The 17,973-nt window shown below is 55.7% G+C and carries 16 protein-coding genes; 5 read left to right on the top strand and 11 right to left on the bottom strand.

The genetic code is table 11. The features are described 5' to 3' along the window. Positions 1–3 precede the first annotated feature (3 nt). Positions 4–318: a PTS sugar transporter subunit IIB gene (locus HWQ14_RS04805; RefSeq protein WP_148386083.1), complete on the bottom strand. Its 315-nt coding sequence runs from the start codon at positions 316–318 to the stop codon at positions 4–6. A 293-nt stretch (positions 319–611) separates the two neighbouring features. Between HWQ14_RS04805 and HWQ14_RS04800 the strand changes: the two genes are divergently transcribed. Further along, entirely contained in the window at positions 612–1,562 is a 951-nt protein-coding gene (locus HWQ14_RS04800) for a LacI family DNA-binding transcriptional regulator (protein WP_148420391.1), read from the top strand. A gap of 85 nt (positions 1,563–1,647) precedes the next feature. Here HWQ14_RS04800 and HWQ14_RS04795 read toward each other — a convergent pair whose 3' ends face one another. From HWQ14_RS04795 to HWQ14_RS04780, 4 genes are all read right to left on the bottom strand, one after another. Further along, on the bottom strand, positions 1,648–3,012 hold the full coding sequence (locus HWQ14_RS04795; protein ID WP_176609106.1) for an efflux transporter outer membrane subunit: 1,365 nt from the start codon (positions 3,010–3,012) through the stop codon (positions 1,648–1,650). Beyond that, positions 3,012–6,122 carry an efflux RND transporter permease subunit gene (locus tag HWQ14_RS04790; RefSeq protein ID WP_176609105.1) on the bottom strand — a complete coding sequence of 1,037 codons (3,111 nt, stop codon included), beginning with the start codon at positions 6,120–6,122 and terminating at the stop codon, positions 3,012–3,014. Before HWQ14_RS04790 ends, HWQ14_RS04795 begins: the two co-directional genes overlap by 1 nt. Further along, positions 6,122–7,243 carry an efflux RND transporter periplasmic adaptor subunit gene (locus HWQ14_RS04785; RefSeq protein ID WP_176609104.1) on the bottom strand — a complete coding sequence of 374 codons (1,122 nt, stop codon included), beginning with the start codon at positions 7,241–7,243 and terminating at the stop codon, positions 6,122–6,124. The genes HWQ14_RS04790 and HWQ14_RS04785 overlap by 1 nt, the downstream gene beginning before the upstream one ends. A gap of 149 nt (positions 7,244–7,392) precedes the next feature. After that, positions 7,393–7,962: a TetR/AcrR family transcriptional regulator gene (locus HWQ14_RS04780; protein WP_148420395.1), complete on the bottom strand. Its 570-nt coding sequence runs from the start codon at positions 7,960–7,962 to the stop codon at positions 7,393–7,395. A 187-nt stretch (positions 7,963–8,149) separates the two neighbouring features. Here HWQ14_RS04780 and HWQ14_RS04775 point away from each other — a divergent pair, with 187 nt between their 5' ends. The 3 genes from HWQ14_RS04775 to nlpA all read left to right on the top strand — a co-directional run bounded on the left by HWQ14_RS04775 (position 8,150) and on the right by nlpA (position 10,371). Next, the gene (locus tag HWQ14_RS04775) at positions 8,150–8,569 is read left to right on the top strand and encodes a GNAT family N-acetyltransferase (RefSeq protein ID WP_148420396.1); all 420 of its coding nucleotides are present in this window, start codon (positions 8,150–8,152) and stop codon (positions 8,567–8,569) included. Positions 8,570–9,009: 440 nt separating this feature from the next. After that, a complete protein-coding gene (locus HWQ14_RS04770) occupies positions 9,010–9,408 on the top strand; it encodes a type II toxin-antitoxin system VapC family toxin (protein ID WP_176609103.1) in 399 nt (132 codons plus the stop codon). 162 nt (positions 9,409–9,570) lie between these two features. Next, a complete protein-coding gene (gene nlpA, locus HWQ14_RS04765; RefSeq protein WP_176609102.1) occupies positions 9,571–10,371 on the top strand; it encodes a lipoprotein NlpA in 801 nt (266 codons plus the stop codon). Between the two features lie 33 nt (positions 10,372–10,404). Here nlpA and HWQ14_RS04760 read toward each other — a convergent pair whose 3' ends face one another. Then, positions 10,405–11,085, bottom strand: a complete 681-nt coding sequence (locus tag HWQ14_RS04760; RefSeq protein ID WP_176609101.1) for an EAL domain-containing protein — start codon at positions 11,083–11,085, stop codon at positions 10,405–10,407. A 73-nt stretch (positions 11,086–11,158) separates the two neighbouring features. Beyond that, complete coding sequence (locus HWQ14_RS04755; RefSeq protein ID WP_148420400.1) at positions 11,159–11,779, bottom strand: LuxR C-terminal-related transcriptional regulator; 621 nt, start codon at positions 11,777–11,779, stop codon at positions 11,159–11,161. Between the two features lie 573 nt (positions 11,780–12,352). On the opposite strand from HWQ14_RS04755, the gene HWQ14_RS04750 reads away from it, so the two are divergent. Beyond that, a complete protein-coding gene (locus HWQ14_RS04750) occupies positions 12,353–12,988 on the top strand; it encodes a response regulator transcription factor (protein WP_176611155.1) in 636 nt (211 codons plus the stop codon). A gap of 19 nt (positions 12,989–13,007) precedes the next feature. Here the strand turns inward: HWQ14_RS04750 and HWQ14_RS04745 are convergent, their stop codons facing one another. The 4 genes from HWQ14_RS04745 to HWQ14_RS04730 are packed head-to-tail and all read right to left on the bottom strand — an operon-like array spanning position 13,008 to position 17,925. Continuing rightward, positions 13,008–14,072 carry a fimbrial protein gene (locus tag HWQ14_RS04745; protein WP_176609100.1) on the bottom strand — a complete coding sequence of 355 codons (1,065 nt, stop codon included), beginning with the start codon at positions 14,070–14,072 and terminating at the stop codon, positions 13,008–13,010. Between the two features lie 15 nt (positions 14,073–14,087). Beyond that, positions 14,088–16,580: a fimbria/pilus outer membrane usher protein gene (locus HWQ14_RS04740; protein ID WP_176609099.1), complete on the bottom strand. Its 2,493-nt coding sequence runs from the start codon at positions 16,578–16,580 to the stop codon at positions 14,088–14,090. Positions 16,581–16,595: 15 nt separating this feature from the next. After that, positions 16,596–17,288, bottom strand: coding sequence for a fimbrial biogenesis chaperone (locus tag HWQ14_RS04735; RefSeq protein WP_176609098.1), 693 nt, complete (start codon positions 17,286–17,288; stop codon positions 16,596–16,598). Between the two features lie 52 nt (positions 17,289–17,340). Then, positions 17,341–17,925, bottom strand: coding sequence for a fimbrial protein (locus HWQ14_RS04730; protein ID WP_148420404.1), 585 nt, complete (start codon positions 17,923–17,925; stop codon positions 17,341–17,343). Positions 17,926–17,973 lie beyond the last annotated feature (48 nt).

Raw genomic sequence — 17,973 nt, 5'->3', positions numbered from 1 at the left:
CTTTTAGTGTGCCGCTTCGATGAGCGACAGAGCATAGTCCAGTACTTTATCGCCACGCTGCATGCCGTAGTCCATCATGTCGATGGGCTGCACCGGAATACCCTGCGTCGCCGCCTTGTCTGAGAGTGTCTTTAACATGTATTTCACCTGCGGTCCGAGAAGAACCACCTGGTATTGCGGAAACTGCGTATCAAATTCGGACACGCCGTACGCATCAATCTTCACGGGCAAGCCCCGCTCTTTAGCAACATCGATCATTTTGCTGACCAGCAGGCTGGTGGACATCCCGGCAGAACAGCACAGCATAATCTTGAACATCGACAACCATCCTCAAAATGTAAAAAGTTATTGCGAGGATGATTGGACATGATACGGAAACCGGTTTCCATTCATAAAAGACAGAAGTGTGACAACCATCAATATCCACTACTTATGACGCTAATTAACCGGATGTGGGTCACATAATTTGGCTGTTTTAACGTCAATTTGAGTGGAAACGGAAAATCGGTTTCCATGGAAAACGGAAACGGATATACTCCGTTCTGGCTATAATGTGAGCCGTAGCGGTTATGGAATTTGCAGGCGCGAGGATGGCCTGCCAGGGGAAAAAGATGTCGACAATCAATGATGTATCACGTCTGGCCGGGGTGTCTAAAGCCACGGTATCGCGAGTGTTGAGTGGGTCACGTGGCGTAAAAGAGGCCAGCCGTCAGGCCGTGCTGAAAGCGGTGGATGAGCTGAACTATCGTCCTAACGTGATTGCGCAGTCGCTGCTCAGTCAGTCGACGGGGTGCATTGGGGTGATTTGCGCGCAGGAAAATATTAACCAGACCACCGGTTACCTGTATGCGCTGGAAAAACACCTCAGCCAGCATCAAAAACACCTGCTGCTGCGTTTCGCGCACACCAAAACGGAAGTGATGAACGCCCTTGAAGAGCTCTCCTGCGGGCTCTGCGATGACATCCTGGTCATTGGCGCGCGTTTCCCGCTGGACGTCGACATGGACAACGTCATTCTGGTCGACTGTATGGAAGCCGATAACGCCAACAGCATCCAGTTCGATCACGCTTTCGCTGCTGAAACGGCGTGTAACTACCTCACCAGCCAGGGGCGTCGCCAGATTGCGCTGATCCACCCCCACGGCAGCGGGTTTGCCGACCAGGTGCTGCTCGGTTACAAACACGCGCTGGAGAAAAACTTCCTGCCCTTTAATCGCAACCTCGTGTTCATGGACGCAACCTCGTCGTCCGTTGCGCTTCAGGAGTTGCTCAACAACGCGTCGACGCTGAACTTCAACGCGCTGCTGGTGGCGGACGAGCAGGAAGCCCAGAGGGTGATCCCGCAGCTTCAGGCGTTTAATAAATCGGTACCGGAAGACATCATGGTGTTTAGCCTGGCCGGGTCGCTGCATCTGCCTGGAATTCCGGTGATCCCGGCTATCGAGTATTCCATGGACGCCATGGCGGCGCGCATCGTGACCTGGCTGAATCAAAAAACGCAGATGCTGGGATCTTACGTGCTGCGCGGGGATTTAATTATTCCGGACGTGCGGAAACGTTAAACGTGTGATGTAGGCCGGGTAAGCGCAGCGCCACCCGGCGAAAACTCAATAATCCTCCATATAATCCACTCGCCGCGTATCCGGTTTATTCAATCCCACCCCCCAGCGACTGCCACAGCGTGATGCGGTTTTCCAGATCGGTTTGCCGTAAGGCAATCAGTGATTCCTGCGCCGACCACAGCGACCGCTGCGCGGTGAGCACCGTCAGATAATCCCCGGCGCCCGCCTTATAGCTGCGGGTCGCCACGTCCAGCGTTTTTTGCTCGGCCGCCACGTATTCACGCTGGGCATCCAGCTGCTCGCTCAGGGTTTCACGGCGCGCCAGCGCGTCCGCCACGTCCTTAAACGCGCTCTGGATGGTCTTCTCATAGGTGGCGATCAGCCCCTTCTTCTCTGCTTCCGCGTAGCGCAGCTGTGCCATATTGTTGCCACCGCTAAACAGCGGCAGGGTGATGGACGGCGCGAACGACCAGACCTTCATGCCGTGGCTGAACAGGGATGACAGCGAATCGCTGCCGACGCCCGCGCTGGCGGTGAGCGAAATCGACGGGAAGAAGTTGGCTCGCGCCGCGCCGATACTGGCGTTGGCGCTCAGCAGGTTATGTTCCGCCTCCTGAATATCCGGACGACGCAGCAGCGCGCTGGAGCTGACCCCCGCCGGGATCAGCGTGATGGCGTTGTCGCCCAGGCTTTCCAGCGTGCCGGGCAAAAGGTTGTCCGGCACCGTATCGCCCGCCAGCAGGTTGAGGGCGTTTTTATCCTGCATCACCAGCGTCTGGTAGCTCGCAACGCTGGCGCGCGCCTGCTGGTAAACCGCCATCGCCTCGCTGACGTCCGTGGCGGCCGCCACGCCCACCTCCTGCTGGCGCTTCACAATCCTGAGCGAGTTCGCCGCGCTCTCCATGGTGGATTTCGCCAGCGCCAGGTTGCTGTTATCCGCCGCCAGCGTCACCCAGGCGGTGGTCAGCTCGCTGACCATCGTCAGGCGCGTGTTCTGGGCGGTGAACTCGCTGGCAAGCCAGGTTTCACGCGCGGCGCGCGAGAGGCTCTGGTTACGGCCAAACAGATCCAGCTCGAAGCTGGAGACCGCGCCGTTGGCCTCGTCGCTTGTGGCGACGCCGCTTGCCAGCGTGCGGCTGCGGGTATGGCTCAGGCCTGCGTCCACCGTCGGGAAGAGTGACGAGCGCGTTTCGCCATACTGGGCGCGGGCGGCGTCGATATCGGCAATTGCTTTTTGCACGTCGCGGTTGCTGTTCAGCGCCATCGTTACCACGCTTTTCAGCCGCGCATCGTTCATCACCTCCTGCCACTGGCTTACTACGGCGGTGGCTTCGCCGTGCGCGCCGGGCAAGGTTGCCGGAACGGGAGCGTCCGGGCGCTGATACGTTGGATCTAAAGACACGCAGCCTGCGCTCAGCAGCGCTAACGTTAATACGGTTACACGAAACATTATGACCTCCGGTTTGCGTGCTTACCGGAGAACAGACGTTTCACCAGTACGAAGAATAAGGGAACGAAGAAGATCGCCAGCAGCGTCGCGGCCAGCGTTCCGCCGATTATGCCGGTACCGATCGCCACGCGGCTGTTGGCCCCCGCGCCGGTGGCAATCGCCAGCGGCGTTACGCCTGCAATAAACGCCAGCGAGGTCATGATGATGGGACGCAGACGCGTCTGGGCGGCACGCAGGGCGGCGCGCGTCAGGGAGTAACCTTCGGCGACTTTGGCTTCGGCAAATTCAACAATCAGGATGGCGTTCTTCGACGACAGGCCGATGGTGGTCAACAGCGCCACCTGGAAGTAAACGTCGTTGTTCAGGCCGCGCAGGGAGGCGGCCACGGCCGCGCCCAGCACGCCAAGCGGGATCACCAGGATGACCGAAATCGGTACTGACCAGCTCTCATACAGCGCCGCCAGACACAGGAACACCACGAGGATGGAAAGGGCGTAGAGGCTCATCGCCTGGCCGCTCGCCAGTTTCTCCTGTAAGGACAAACCGCTCCAGGCCCAGGTGCTGCCGGACGGCAGACTGTTTGCCAGCTGCTCCATTTTGCTCATTGCCGTGCCGGAGCTGGCCCCGCTGGCGTTTTCGCCCTGAATCTCATATGCCGCCGAGCCGTTGTAGCGCACCAGGCTTTCCGGACCGTACTCCCAGCGCGTGGTAGCGAAGGCGGAGAACGGGGTCATGGTGCTGTCGCTGCCGCGCACGTACCATTTGTTAAGATCCGACGGGACGGCGCGATAGTCGCTGTCGCCCTGGATGTAGACCTTCTTCACGCGGCCGCGATCGATAAAGTCGTTCACGTAGGTACCGCCCCAGGCGCTGGAGAGGGTATCGGTGACGTCGCTCAGGGAAAGCCCCAGCGACACCGCTTTGTTGTTATCAATATCGACCTGAAGCTGCGGCATCTGCGGCAGATCGTTGGCGCGCACCGCGTGCAGCGAGCTGTCCTGATTAGCCCTGGCAATCAGCTGATTACGCATTTTCAGCAGCGTGTCACGGTCGGTGCCGCCGCTAGCCATGAGCTCAAAGGTAAAGCCGTTACTCTGGCCAAGGCCGTCTACCGCTGGCGGCGTCATCGCAAATATAGTGGCATCGCGGATGGCGCTCAGCTCCTGCGTGGCGCGCAGGGCAATGGCCTGGGCGGTGTTTTCATCACCCTTACGTTCGGACCAGTTTTTCAGGGAGACAAACGCCATCCCGGCGTTCTGGCCGCTGCCGCTGAAGCTGAAGCCCTCAATGGTGAAGATAACGTTGGTGTTAGCTTTCTCTTTGGTGAGGAACCACTCTCGCACCTGACGGCTAACTTCGGCAGTACGTACCGCCGTTGCGCCGGCTGGGAGAGTGTACTGCACCATGATTTCGCCCTGGTCTTCCGTCGGCAGGAAGCTGCCCGGCAGCTTCAGCATGGCGAAGCCCATGGCGCCGCAGAGCAGAGCGTAGATGACCAGCATGCCGCCGGAGCGTCGCAGGGCGCGCAGCACCTTGTTCTGATAGCCTTGCTCGGTCCTGCTGTAGAAGCGGTTAAACGCGCCGAAGAAACCTTTCTTGTGCTGAGGCGAGTGTCTCAGAATTGAGCCGCACAGCGCGGGCGTCAGGGTCAACGCCACGACTACGGAGAGGAACATCGCCGAAATAATGGTGACCGAGAACTGACGGTAAATTACCCCGGTCGAGCCGCCGAAAAAGGCCATCGGCAGGAATACCGCAGAGAGCACCAGCGCAATGGCGATCAGCGCGCCGGAGATTTCGCCCATCGATTTTTCGGTGGCCTCCCGGGCGGGCAGCCCTTCGTCGCGCATAATACGCTCGACGTTTTCCACCACCACGATGGCGTCATCCACCAGCAGGCCGATGGCCAGCACCATTGCAAACAGCGTCAGGGTGTTAATGGAGTAACCGAACAGCACCAGCACGCCGAAGGTGCCCAGCAGAACCACCGGAACGGCCAGCGCCGGGATCAGCGTGGCGCGGATGTTTTGCAGGAACAGGTACATCACCACGACCACGAGGATAATGGCTTCAAACAGGGTCTGAATCACGTCTTCAACGGAAATCTTAATGAACTCGGTGCTGTCCTTCGGGTAGGCCACGTCGTAGCCTTCCGGCATCGACTTTTTGAACTCGGCGATTTTATCCTTCACCGCCGTCGCGGTGTTGAGCGCGTTCGCGCCAGGTGAAAGCATCACCGCCATACCCGCCGCCGGGTGGCCGTTCAGCTTCGCGGTGGCGGTGTAATCCTCGCTGCCCATCTCCACGCGGGCGACATCGCTGATGCGCACCACCGCACCGCTGGACTGGCTCTTCACGATGATGTTTTTAAACTGATCGACCGTCTGCAGGCGCGACTGGGCGCGCACGGTGGCGGTCAGCTGCTGGGCGTTCGACGAGGGCAGCGCGCCGATCTTACCGGCGGAGACCTGCACGTTTTGCGCTTCAATTGCGCTCTGCACGTCTGAAGGCATCAGCGAGTAAGAGGCCAGTTTTGCCGGATCGAGCCAGATACGCATCGCGTATTCCGCGCCAAACACCTGCAAACTCCCGACGCCATCCACGCGCGCCAGCGGATCCTGCATATTGCTCACCAGCCAGTCGGCGATGTCCGAGCTGCTGGCGGTGTCGGTTTTGTCATACACGCCCATGATCAGCAGAAAGTTGCTCTGGGACTTTTCAACGGTGATCCCGGACTGCTGCACCTCGGTCGGCAGGCGCGATTCCGCCTGCTGGACTTTGTTCTGTACCTGCACCTGCGCGGTGTCCGGGTCAGTTCCCTGCTCGAAGGTGACGGAGATGCTCACCGACCCGTCCGAACTGCTGGTGGAGGTGAAGTAGAGCAGGTTATCCAGCCCGGTGAGCTGCTGCTCGATCACCTGCGTTACGCTGTTCTCCAGCGTCTGCGCGGAGGCGCCGGTGTAGGTGGCAGAGATTTTGATCGACGGCGGGGCGACGTCCGGGTACTGCGCGACCGGCAGCGTGCGGATCGCCAGCACACCGGCGAGCATGATGAGAATGGCGATCACCCAGGCAAAAACCGGGCGACGCACGAAGAAACGGGAAAACATCAGGCGTTCCCTCCGGCGTTTTTCATCTCTTCGGCCTTCACTTCCTGCCCGGCGGTGACTTTGTCTGTGCCTTCCACTATCAGCCTGTCACCGGCCTTCAGGCCGCTCAGCACCAGCCATTTGTCGCCGTAGGTCTCGCCCGTTTCGAGCTGGCGCTGCTCTACCTTGTTGCTGGCGTTCACTACCAGCGCGGTGGCGGTGCCTTTGGCGTCGCGGGTGATGCCCTGCTGCGGCGCGAGGATTGCGTCATTCATGATGCCTTCATCCACTCTGGCGCGGACGAACATGCCCGGCAGAAGCTGGTGCTGCGGGTTCGGGAAGACGGCGCGCAGGGTAACCGAGCCGGTAGACTCATCCACTGCCACTTCGGTCAGCGCCAGGCGGCCCTTTTCGCTGTAGGTGCTGCCGTCTTCGAGAATTAAGGACACGTTCAGCTTATCGCTGTTGCTGGCGAGGGTTTGCTTGCGTAATCGCAGCAGGTCGGCGCTGGAGCGGGTTAAATCAACGTACATGCTGTCCAGCCCGCGAATGGTCGCCAGCGCGGTATCCTGCTGGGCCGTTACCAGCGCGCCGGGGGTAACGGACGAGATCCCGATGCGTCCGGCAATCGGTGCGGTGATGGTGGTCCAGCTGAGGTTAATGCGCGCGCTCTCCTGCGCGGCCTTCTTTGACGCGACGCTGGCCTTGTCCTGCGCGCAGGTGGATTTAGCGTCTTCCGCATCCTGACGCGATACGCCGTCGTCTTTCACCAGCTGCGCATAGCGCTGGGCTTTCTGGCAGTCGGCCTGGACCAGCGCCTGCGCCTGCTTCAGCGCGGCGGCGGCTTCATCGTAAGCGGCGCGGTAGCTGGAGGGATCGATTTGATACAGCGCCTGCCCGGCTTTAACGGTATCGCCTTCGGTAAAAAGCCGCTTCTGAATAATGCCGCCCACCTGCGGGCGCACTTCGGCGCTCATCGCGGCGGTAGTGCGGCCGGTCAGCTCGCTGACCACGGACACGGGCTGGCTCATGAGCGTGACAATCCCCACTTCCGGCAAAGGGTGCTGGGGAGAAGACGTTTGTGCATTATCGCACCCGGTCAGGAGGAGTAATGCTGCGATGGAGGTTGTTATGGTTTTCATAATCTTTTTCCAGGGTGAACGAAGCCTGCCCCGTTAATCGCTTAACATGGAGGAGGGCTATTTAAAGGCACAGCGATACCGCATCTCTGGCTAAGCCAGAAATGTTAAAAACGAGAAATTACTTATCTCGTTTAATTATTCACATGCGATTACTTCGCAGAGAAAAGCATATTTAAAATATTCTGATAAATCGGCTCTAATTGTTCTGACGGTACTTTTAACGGCGTGAGCCGACGATAAATGGTGCCTTCGATCATCACGGCGGTAATCTCCACGCAGCAGCGAATATGTTCATCGCTCAGGTGGGGAAACTGCTTTTTCAGGTGCCCACAGGCGTTGGCGAACATACGTGATTCGGCTTCTGTCAGCATGGCGGCAACATGAGGATTTCGCGTGGCCTCGGCGGACATTTCAAGCATTAGCGCATCGTCGTCTTCGTTGAGCGTCTGTCGCCAGGCAAGTGCCTGCGGCATCCCCTCTACCAGCGTTTTACCCTGCATCTCCTGGATGCGCGAGTCGATGATACGGCGGATCATCTCTTCAATAATCGCGTCTTTGTTACTGAAATAGCGGTAAATCTGCCCGACGCTGAGCTTCGCCTCGCTGGCGATCTGCGACATGCTGGCCGCGTGAAACCCGCTGGCGCGAAAGCAGCGGCGCGCGGCGGTGATGATCTCGTCCTGGCGCAGTTTTTGTCGTTCTTCCAGCGTTGTGCTCATCGTGTGCTACCGTGTAAAAGTGAGAATGATCGTTCTCATTATACGTTTCAGGAGTCTATTGGAAAGGCTTTTTTTTATTTACATATTGAATAAATATTTCCTGGTATAAACAATGGAGAAAATAAGGAGTTTTTATGAACTTTAAACTGTGAGATATTCAGATTGCGCTGAAAATAAGGAGAGTATTATGCACCTGAGTATTACAGATAACGTTACTTCTGAAGAAAAAGAAGAATTATTAACGGGGCTGCGCGCCTATAACGCGCAGTTTTTAGATCTCTCGAACTTCAGCGGCGATACAGGCGTTTATGTACGAGACGATAACGGCGTCATGCTGGGTGGGCTGATCGGCGTGCGTAAAGGCGACTGGCTGAATATTGATTATCTGTGGGTCAGCGAGAGCGTGCGCGGTTCCGGCGTTGGCAGCCAGCTTATCAAAGCGGCCGAAGACGACGCCCGCCGCAAAGGATGCAGGCATGCGCTGGTGGATACGGTCAGCTTCCAGGCGCGTCCGTTCTATGAGAAACAGGGCTACCGGCTACAAATGTCTTTGCAGGACTACCCTTATGAGGGGATGCAAAGACACTATCTGACGAAAAACCTTTAGCCGCCGATGCCGTTGCCCATCACGGCCAGCGCGAGGCGCCGCTGCGCAAGGACCAGTAACGTTAGCGATACCGCTAATTATTGCGAGTCGCTTTCTGAATTTGAGATGTCTCCCTTGTCGCCTCCCGGGACGTTAGCGCATGCTGTGGGCTGGTCAATAAACCTACAGAGGTTGCCATGGAGCGCACAGCGAAACTCGTTAAAAAAGGGCGAAACTAGGTCGTGGTCTTGCCGACGGAATTTGCGTTTGAAACGGAGAGTGTCTACATCAAACGGGATGCAGAGGGGAATGTGGTTTTGACGGCGAGGTCTGAGAAAGAACGGCACAGGGATAACTTTTTGCGTATGCTCAAACAAACGCATGTGCCTGATTCTTTTCTGAGTAAAGAGGAGCGTAATCAAAGCTATACGACAAGAGATCCTCTCGAAGGGCTGTAGAAGATGCTGCATATGCTGGACACTAACATCGTAAGCCATCTGGTGAGGCAGCATCCTGAGGTTGTAAACCGATATTCGCACATCACGCCAGAAAAGATGTGTATTTCAAGCGTAACGGAGGCTGAATTGCTTTATGGCGTAGCCAAAAAGCAAAACAACAAGCTGCACGAAACCATAATGGAATTTCTTAAAACCATCACTATCTGCGACTGGGATAGCGCAGCCGCGGCCACCTACGGTGAACTTCGTGCAGCAATGGAAAAAAAAGGGAAAGTAATGGGCGATTTGGATCAGCTTATTGCGGCACATGCCATCAGCCGTGGCACAACGATTGTTACGAACGACCGCGCATTCGGGATGGTGCAAAACCTTACCGTAGAAGACTGGACGGTAGCTTCGTAAGCGTCATCGCCCGGAGGCGCTACGCTTACCGAGCCTGCATCCTTCCGAATACGTTGCAAAAACATATATAACTTATCCCTCTTACTGATTCCTTTTCGTTTTTTAGCCTGCCGCCTCGTTGTCGATATAGTCTTTAAAACGTTTATCAAAAGGAACTGTCTCGTGAAACTTCGACTGGGTGCGCTTATCCTGGCTGGCCTGCTGCTCGCGGGCTGCGATCAAAGCAGCAGTGATGCCAGACACATTAAGGTCGGCGTAATTAACGGCGCCGAGCAGGACGTGGCGGAAGTCGCCAAAAAGGTGGCGAAAGAGAAATACGGTCTGGACGTGGAGCTGGTAGGCTTTAGCGGCTCGCTGCTGCCCAACGATGCCACCAGTCAGGGGGAACTGGATGCCAACGTCTTTCAGCATCGCCCGTTCCTCGCGCAAGATAATAAGGCGCATAACTACAGGCTGGTTGCCGTGGCGAACACCTTTGTCTTTCCGATGGCAGGCTATTCCCGCAAGATTAAATCGGTTTCTGAACTGAAGGACGGCGCAACCATTGCCATTCCCAACGATCCGACAAACCTTGGCCGCGCGCTGCTGCTGCTGCAAAAAGAGAGGCTGATTAGCCTGAAGCCGGACGTGGGCCTGCTGCCGACGGCGCTGGATATTACCGCGAATCCTAAGCGCCTGAACATTATGGAGCTGGAAGGGGCGCAGCTGCCGCGCGTGCTGGACGATCCGAAGGTGGATGTGGCCATCATCAGCACCACCTATCTCCAGCAAACCGGGCTTTCTCCGGTGCATGACAGCGTCTTTATTGAAGATAAAAACTCGCCTTACGTGAACATCATCGTCACGCGTGAAGACAACAAAGATGCCGGGAACGTGAAGGCGTTTATTCAGTCCTATCAGTCGCCTGAAGTGGCAAAAGCGGCAGAGACGATTTTCAACGGCGGAGCGGTGCCGGGCTGGTAATGCGCGAGTTGAAGGCCCGCGATCCGCTGGCCTTCATCGCGTTACGCTGGCGTCCGTTCGGCCTTCGGGCCACAGAAAACCCTGTCCAAGCTGCGCACCGGACGCGCGGGCGCGCGCCAGATCCCGCGAGTTCTCAATGCCTTCAATAAGTACAGACCGAGCGATACCGGCCCTGATGTCCTTCACCAGCGGGGCAAGCGGTGCATCACCGCTCAGCGCTGAGCGGTCGATCTTCACGCCGTCCAGCGGAAGGGCGAGGCGCCGGTACTCCTCTGCCAGGTCCCGGGTCAGATCGTCCAGCCAGATTTTCCAGCCCGCCTCTTTTAGCCGAACAAGCGTGGCACAGAGGCGACGTTGCTCCGCCTCACTCAGCCGCGTGGGGGTAAGGGGATCCTGAATTTCAATCGTTAACCGCTGCTGATGACGTAACGCGAGCAATAGCCGGATGGCGCGTTCGTCGAGAAGATGTTCTGCCGGGAGGTTAAGCCAGTAGGCGTCCCGGCCGGGTATCTGTAAAAGGGTACTGGCCTGCCAGAAGAAGATTTGCAGCGCGCTGCGCGAAGGCAGCGAGGCAAACAACACCTCAAGATTGACGTTCGGGATCTCCACGAGAACTTCATGCGCAACAACCTGTCCCGACCGGAGATCGACAAGCGGCTGGAATCGCAGCCCTGAGATACGTTGCAATACGGGGGAGGGAAGAACGGTATACATGGAGCAGCCTTCAGAAACAAAAAAGGTTCCCGCGGACACGGGAACAAAAGGCAAACGACACACGGTCACACACTTAATTCAGGATCCAGCGAATGCTTTGATAAAAAGACGGGCCGCGCACGGCTTTCAGCTTATTCATGGCATTGTTTTTATAAAAATAAACGAGCCTGACGTTGCAGCCCAGCTGTCGGGCAATTTGCTTGGTTTTAAGATTACAGGAGTAGCCGCGCAGTACGCTGGCTTCCTCGCTGGACAGCCTTGCCGGCGTGCGTAAACGGGTTGTCATGCCGACGTTATAGCGGCCCGATTCCTGCGGCGTCTGGCTCATCAGTATTTGCCACAGCGCTTTGATATCGCCCAGGGAAACCCTTTTGCTGATGACGCCATCAACGTGCTTGAATTTTAAATAGCCCGCAGACAGCGAATAAATATAGATCTTCGCCGTTTTTTGCTGTTGTTTAATACAGAGAATGTCGTCATTGGTTGTCACCCTGAAATGACGCGTATTCAATGGATCATAAATGATGATATCAAAAAGCTGTTCGCAATTTGCAAGCTCTTCGATATGGGTGAATCCATGGAAAATAACATCGTGCTTTTCATCAGGCTCACGCTTTCCAAGCGATTGCAGGCCAATCATCGTGAATTCGCAGCTGTCGACAACAGCAACATGAATTGTTTTTTTATTTTGCATTGGCATTCTCCTTTCGCTGAGTAAACAGTCCGTATAAGAGAAACTGGCGGACGCGCAATTTCTTATTACACAAAGAGTAGTGAACACCGTTTAAATAGTGTTGTGCGATGGCATCAATGTAAGCCAATACAAACTGTTGAGTAAAGCTACTGCCTGTTATTAACAAAAGATAAAATTGAAAAGCGGTTTTAATGATAAATGTAATTCTTTTAATCTTCTAATAATATTCACGGCAGCTTTTTATTCTGAAAATTAGAGCTTAATAACCATTGGGGTGGTTTTTAATGTGGGTAACCCACGGTTTTTCAACGGTTTTGATACCGTCCTTGTACGTGGTTCTGTGATCCCGGCAGGATTATTTGCAGGTCTGGCCATTCAGGCATGAGAAGCTTGCAGAATAAAATAGAATATTTTCTATAAATTTAATGTACTCGTTCAGAATTTTAGTCACGAGAAGGATAAAATCCTGGCGCGTAGAGGTTGAGAGTGGTGAGGACATAAACTATTATCCTTTTCCTCCGGTCACGATAATTTAGACATGACATGATTAATACTGAACGTATCGTAAGAGTAATGGTGTTTTACAAAATAAATATCTTTAAAGAGATAATATTCCAGGCGCTGCATGACCTTTTACCCGAGTACGTGTTGAAAATTAATCTGGTCGATTCCACTGAACAGGCACTGGCAGCCGTTGCTGATAATGGTGTGGATATTTTTTTAACCGAATTTAATTATCTGCTGAATCATAAGGAGTGGAGCACTGAAGTCAGCAGCCGTTTCACCGCCTTATGCAAAACGCATAACGTCAGGCGGGTGCTTCTGGTGCCCGAACTGCCGTACGGGCTGTTAAAAAAAGTGCTACAGATGAAATTTGAGCTGACCATTAGCCAGCAGGATGAGTTTTCAGAACTGAAGAAGGAGATACCCGCGTTACTCATGACGGAAATGCCAAAACCGCTGATCTCTTCCTGGCTCAGGCAGGCAATGCGGGCAGGTTCGCGATCGCGTTCCATTCTTTCAGCCAGAGAGTGGGAGGTACTTCATCTTATCGTGGAGGGTTTTTCAACGACTGAAATTGCACGTCATCGCAACCGCTCCGTCAGCACTATTGCCACGCAGAAGCACAATGCGATGAAAAAGCTGAATCTTTCCAACCATAGCGAACTGATTAAGTATCTGCATATGGTTGGAAAAATGGAGGAGTAGCCTGCCCGCACGGGTCCCGTCAGGGATAGATAATATTCAGCGTAGCCGAGGTATTGATCTTGCCCTGGCTTGCCTGAGCGGGTGCCCACGCGTAATAGTACGCCGCCATAGGTATAGTGAAATGTTCGCTCAGGGCCGCGCCGGCCGCCACGCTGAAAAGCATCGTGGCGTTACCGCGGCTGGTGGTGGAGGTGGAGAAGGTGACCGGCGTTTGTGGGGCATCACGTTTGATCAGCCGTAGCCCAACGCCCTGCGCCGCGCCGCTGCTGCCGTCAATCAGCACCGAATTGTCGGTTGACAGCAGCTGCGTGCTGGAGAGGAACATCTCGATTGTCCGGTCGGAATTCCCGTTAACCCCCACGTTCTGGCAGCTCATGTTGAGTGAAAAAGGCGTCAGCCCCGGCTGGGAGGATGCGCTGAGCTGGGGAATGCCGAGCGTCGGAAGCGCCACGGTCAGTCCCGCGTTATCAAACGAACAGGTGGTCAGCTTCGGCGCATATTTGATGATCATCGGCTGACCGAACATATCGCGGTTGTCGTAAGGCCACTTGAACCCGCTGAATAACCACTGGGCGATTTTGATGACCTGATTGATTGGCCAGAGGACGATTTCCAGAAACGACAATCCGCTCATATCGCTGACGAACAGAACGTCGCTCATGTTCGCCGTATCGCCCGTAAGCGTGGTGCCGCTCTGGCTAACGAGGGTGAAGCGAACCGTAAACGGCGTGTTCAGCTCAGCCGCCGTATGGCTTCCGCTGGCGGCCAGCGTTTTATTGGCCGGAGGATTGGTGATCTCCGCCCGCACCATATACTTGTTATTGCTGAACCCGAGGATGGTGGCGTATTGGCTGTCGGTCGACAGGATAGGCGTGTATGAAAACTGGCTGTTGCCCGTCGTGCAGTTGAACGTGCCGCTGTACTGCGTGGTAAAGCTTCCGGTCCAGGTCGGCGTGGCGGGGCTCAGCTTATCCGATAAATCGACCGAAATGGGCGTGCCATAGACGATGCTGCTGCCGGAGCAGGTGGCATAGCTCAACCCGCTGATACTGGAAAGAAGCAGGAAAACAAATAAACGTATCATATTGATAACCCGTAATTATTGGCAGACCGATGGCGAGCCGTCCAGCCCCCATGCCGGCGCGGAAATTTCGCATTTACCGCCGCGAAGATGCACGTTGAGCGCGCGTGGCGGCTGTTCAGCGCGGATATAAAGCACGCTGGCCTGGCCGACATACCCGACGGATCCACCGTGCTCGTCCAGGACTTCGGTTCCGAATGGCAGGGGCTTACCGTCGGCACGCGCCGCGCGAAGCACCCACGACTGGCGTTTGTCGGTTTCAAAGCGGACATAGCTCACCGCCCCGTCGTAGGGAGCCACGTTCGCCATGTTGCCGATCACTTCCGCGCCAGCGCTGTTTTCCGTTTCAGTTAACGTAATGGCGTTTTTACGATACGGGGTGGCGTAAGGCACCAGCGCCACGCCGTCGCGGTTGGTCACAATACTTTCATCGCCGTTCACCATCAGCCCCTCGGCCTTAGGCGCATCGACAATAGTCATGGTTGTGCCGGTTTCGTTTGAGGCGAGAACGTGCCACGGGAAGGCCACCAGGCTTCCGCGCCCGCTGAGCCCGGTCTGGCGATAGTCGGAAGATTCGCTGTAAGAGCCGCCCAGCGTCGCAAAGTTAGAACGATACGCCGCGTTCACGCTCGCCGCGTTTTTTCCACCGCGCGCGTTGCTGCCGGAGAGGGTATAGCTCAGGCGGTTCGACGCCATCGCGTTTCCGCTCATGCTGATATTGCTCTGCTCGTAATGCGAATCGCTGGCCGTCAGGCTGGAGGTGATCCACGCATTGTTATCAAACAGCGAGAACGGCAGGCTGAGGGAGAGGTAAACGCGGGTCTCTTGTTCGCTATCATTATTACGTACCCGGCTGGCCGACACGGTGTAGCTGGCGCGGCCAATCGCGTTGGAATAGCCCATCTGATATTCGCGTGAGGTTTGCTGCGAATTCCAGTAATCGCGCTGCGTGCCGGAGATAAACACCGTGCCCCAGTTATCGAGCAGGCGCTGGTTAAGGTTAAGCGTGAAGGTGTTTTTGGGCTGCGCCGCGCGCAGGGCATCCCAGGTGCTCAGCGACATGTCGGGCGCAACGCCAAACCGCTCTTCGTAATTGTCGTACTGTTCTCTCAGGCGCTGATAACCTTCACGTGAATAGAGCGCGTCGCTGAAGCTGTAATAGCCTTTAGTGGAATAGCGATAGGCCGCCAGCGTGAAGTTGGTGGCGGTGGTATCGATAAATTTGCTGTACGACACGCGATAGCTCTGACCGCTGCTGGAGCGATCCTGTAGGGTCGTTTTTGCGTGGGTGACGTCGAACGAGACGGCACCAAAGGGAAGGTTCCACCCGGTACCGACAAGCCCGGCCTGGTAGTTATCGCTAAAAATCGTCCCGGTATACCCGGTGATGAGGTTGTTAAACCCGTAGCGCAGCGTGGCCTGCAGAAAGGCGGGTTCGGCGTCGAGCGTGTTTTGATGCACCTTGCCCGCCACCACGCTGTACTGGCTCACGCCCTCTTTTAGCATGCCGGGCACGGCGGAAAACGGCACCGTGAAGGACTGCCGGGAACCATCGGCTTCGCGTACCACGACCAGCAGATCGCCCGCGGAACCGGTAGGCTGAATGCTGTCGAGCGTAAACTGGCCCGGCGGAACGTTTTCCTGATAGATCACGTTGCCGTTCTGGATAACCTTCACCAGGGCGTTAGTCCGCGCAACGCCGTGGACCACCGGCGAAAATCCCTGCTGTGAATTTGGGCGCATCTTCATGTCCGATGCCAGCGACGCGCCGCGTACGCGAAGCGAATCAAACAGATCGCCCGGAATATAAAAATCACCCAGCGTCAGGTTGGACTTCAGCGAGGCCAGGGGACGGCGCAGATAGCGGGTATTGTTCTGCCAGCTGCTCTCTCCGCTGGCCGTTTTCCGCCAGGTGCTGCTGTCGCGAAACTGCCAGCCGAACAGGTTGGCGCCGGAATCCAGCCCGGCATAAAAATCATCGTTTGTGTCTTTCGCCGCGCCCTTGGCGCGGGTGTTGTACCAGGTCGTGTTCCACGACAGCATCAGCGCCGGTATCCCCTCATCCCAGAATTGCGGGGCAATGTACCCTTCTTCAGTATGTAGTACCGCCGCCTGGGGAACGGTGAGCGCCAGGCTCAGGGTGCCGGTATCGGTTTTCACGTCGCCGCCCTGAACCAAATCGCGCAGCTGGACCTGCCCATTCGCAATGGCGGGCGCGGGAACGGACGCGGTGTTGATGCCAAGCGTCCGGGCATCTTTCCAGGCGAGGCGGATGTCATCACGCTGCTCGCCGTAGACCACGGTATATCGCCCCTTCCAGCTGCCGTTCACGTAGATATCCATCTCCTGATTGCCGGCAGGCATGACGTTGTTTTCGGAAAAGCGAGACAGATCGGACTCACCGGATGCGCCAGCAAGCAGGGAGGGATCAAACGAGACGGCCCCTGATTTATGCGTAAGCAGAAGCGAGCAGACTGCCAGCAGACAGAGTCTGTTTTGTTTCATTTTCATGGTGAGTCTTTCCGATCACTGACTGGTGATAGTCCGGGTTTTATACGCGCCGAGATCGTCTACATACATCAGCTGGAAGCGCTGTCCGCGCTTAACCGTCTGCTTTGCGGTAACCGTCAGCTGCCCGAACGGGGAAACCATCGGGGACTCCTGGAGTAATTTCGTTTTACCCAGTGAAATATTGGCGATGGTAATATGGTACGGACTGTTATTCGTAATGCGGAAGCGATCCCCGTCGGCGGCGAGCGTCAGTTTTGCCACCGCGTCTTCCAGCGTGCCGTTGAGCGCAGCGGGCCGATAAAACAGCTTGATGCGTGATTTAATGGCCAGCTGTACGGTATTCTGATTTTGCAAATTTTCAGGCTTTGGCGGAATGTCGAGAACGTTCAGGAAAAAGACGGATTCGCGATCCGCAGGCAAGCTGGACGGAAGCTTCTTAATGCGAAGCTGTTGACCATTATGTTCGCTGACCTTTATTACCGGTGGCGAAAGCAGAAACGGCACGTTTGCTGTTTCCGGCGTTGAATTAATATCGCCATCGTCTATCCAGGACTGTACCAGAGCGGGCGCATCGCCCGTATTCATTAACTGGACAATTACCTCTTTATTATTTTCTGGATAAAGGACACGGGTGCCATTAATGACAATATTGGCCCATGAGTGACCCGTGCTGAGCAGCAGGCCTGCCAGCAAAATTGCCTTACGCATGATTGCAACCTTCAATACAGGCTCTGCGAAAACAGAGCCTGAATAATTAATATTACAGGTAGGAAATGGTATAGGTAACGTTGGAGCTTAATTCACCCACCGTTGCGGCAGCCGCGTTGGTTTTGTAGTAATAAACGTCCAGCGTCAGGGTTTCAGAATCCGGCGCGGTCGCCGTACCCATAATATCGGTGGTGTAAGCCTGGTTCAGGGCAATAGGCGTAGACGACCCTGGCTTCACTAACGCAAAACCAACGTTACGCGCAACGCTGGTATCGTTTTCGTTAACCGTGTTATTCAGCAGGTATTTGCCGTCGGTAGAGATATTATCCGCGCTTGAGAAATAGACTTTCAGCGGCGTGCCGGTGGTGCCCGCGGCAGGTGAACAACCTGAGAACGTCAGCGCGATGGATTTTTTATTTTTAGTGATCAGGCCAACCGTCGTACCGGCATCTTTTACCGAAATAGGAGAAAGCGCAACGGTGAAGTCCGCGCTTTTTCCGCCGTTAATGGTACAGGTTGTATCGGTAATTGCGCCGGTAAAGTTAATGACACCACCCGCAGAATTGTCTGCAGCCACAGCGCTGGTAGAAGCGATTGCTGCGGCCAGCATAGATACGGTCATGATCGATTTGAACATGATAAACTCCATAAAGATTTGTTTTATTTAAAAAGAATGTTCATCGGC

The organism is Enterobacter cloacae (assembly GCF_013375935.1).
In the GTDB taxonomy this organism is placed as follows: Bacteria; Pseudomonadota; Gammaproteobacteria; order Enterobacterales; family Enterobacteriaceae; genus Enterobacter; species Enterobacter pasteurii.
This window is presented reverse-complemented; position numbering and strand designations above follow the sequence as displayed.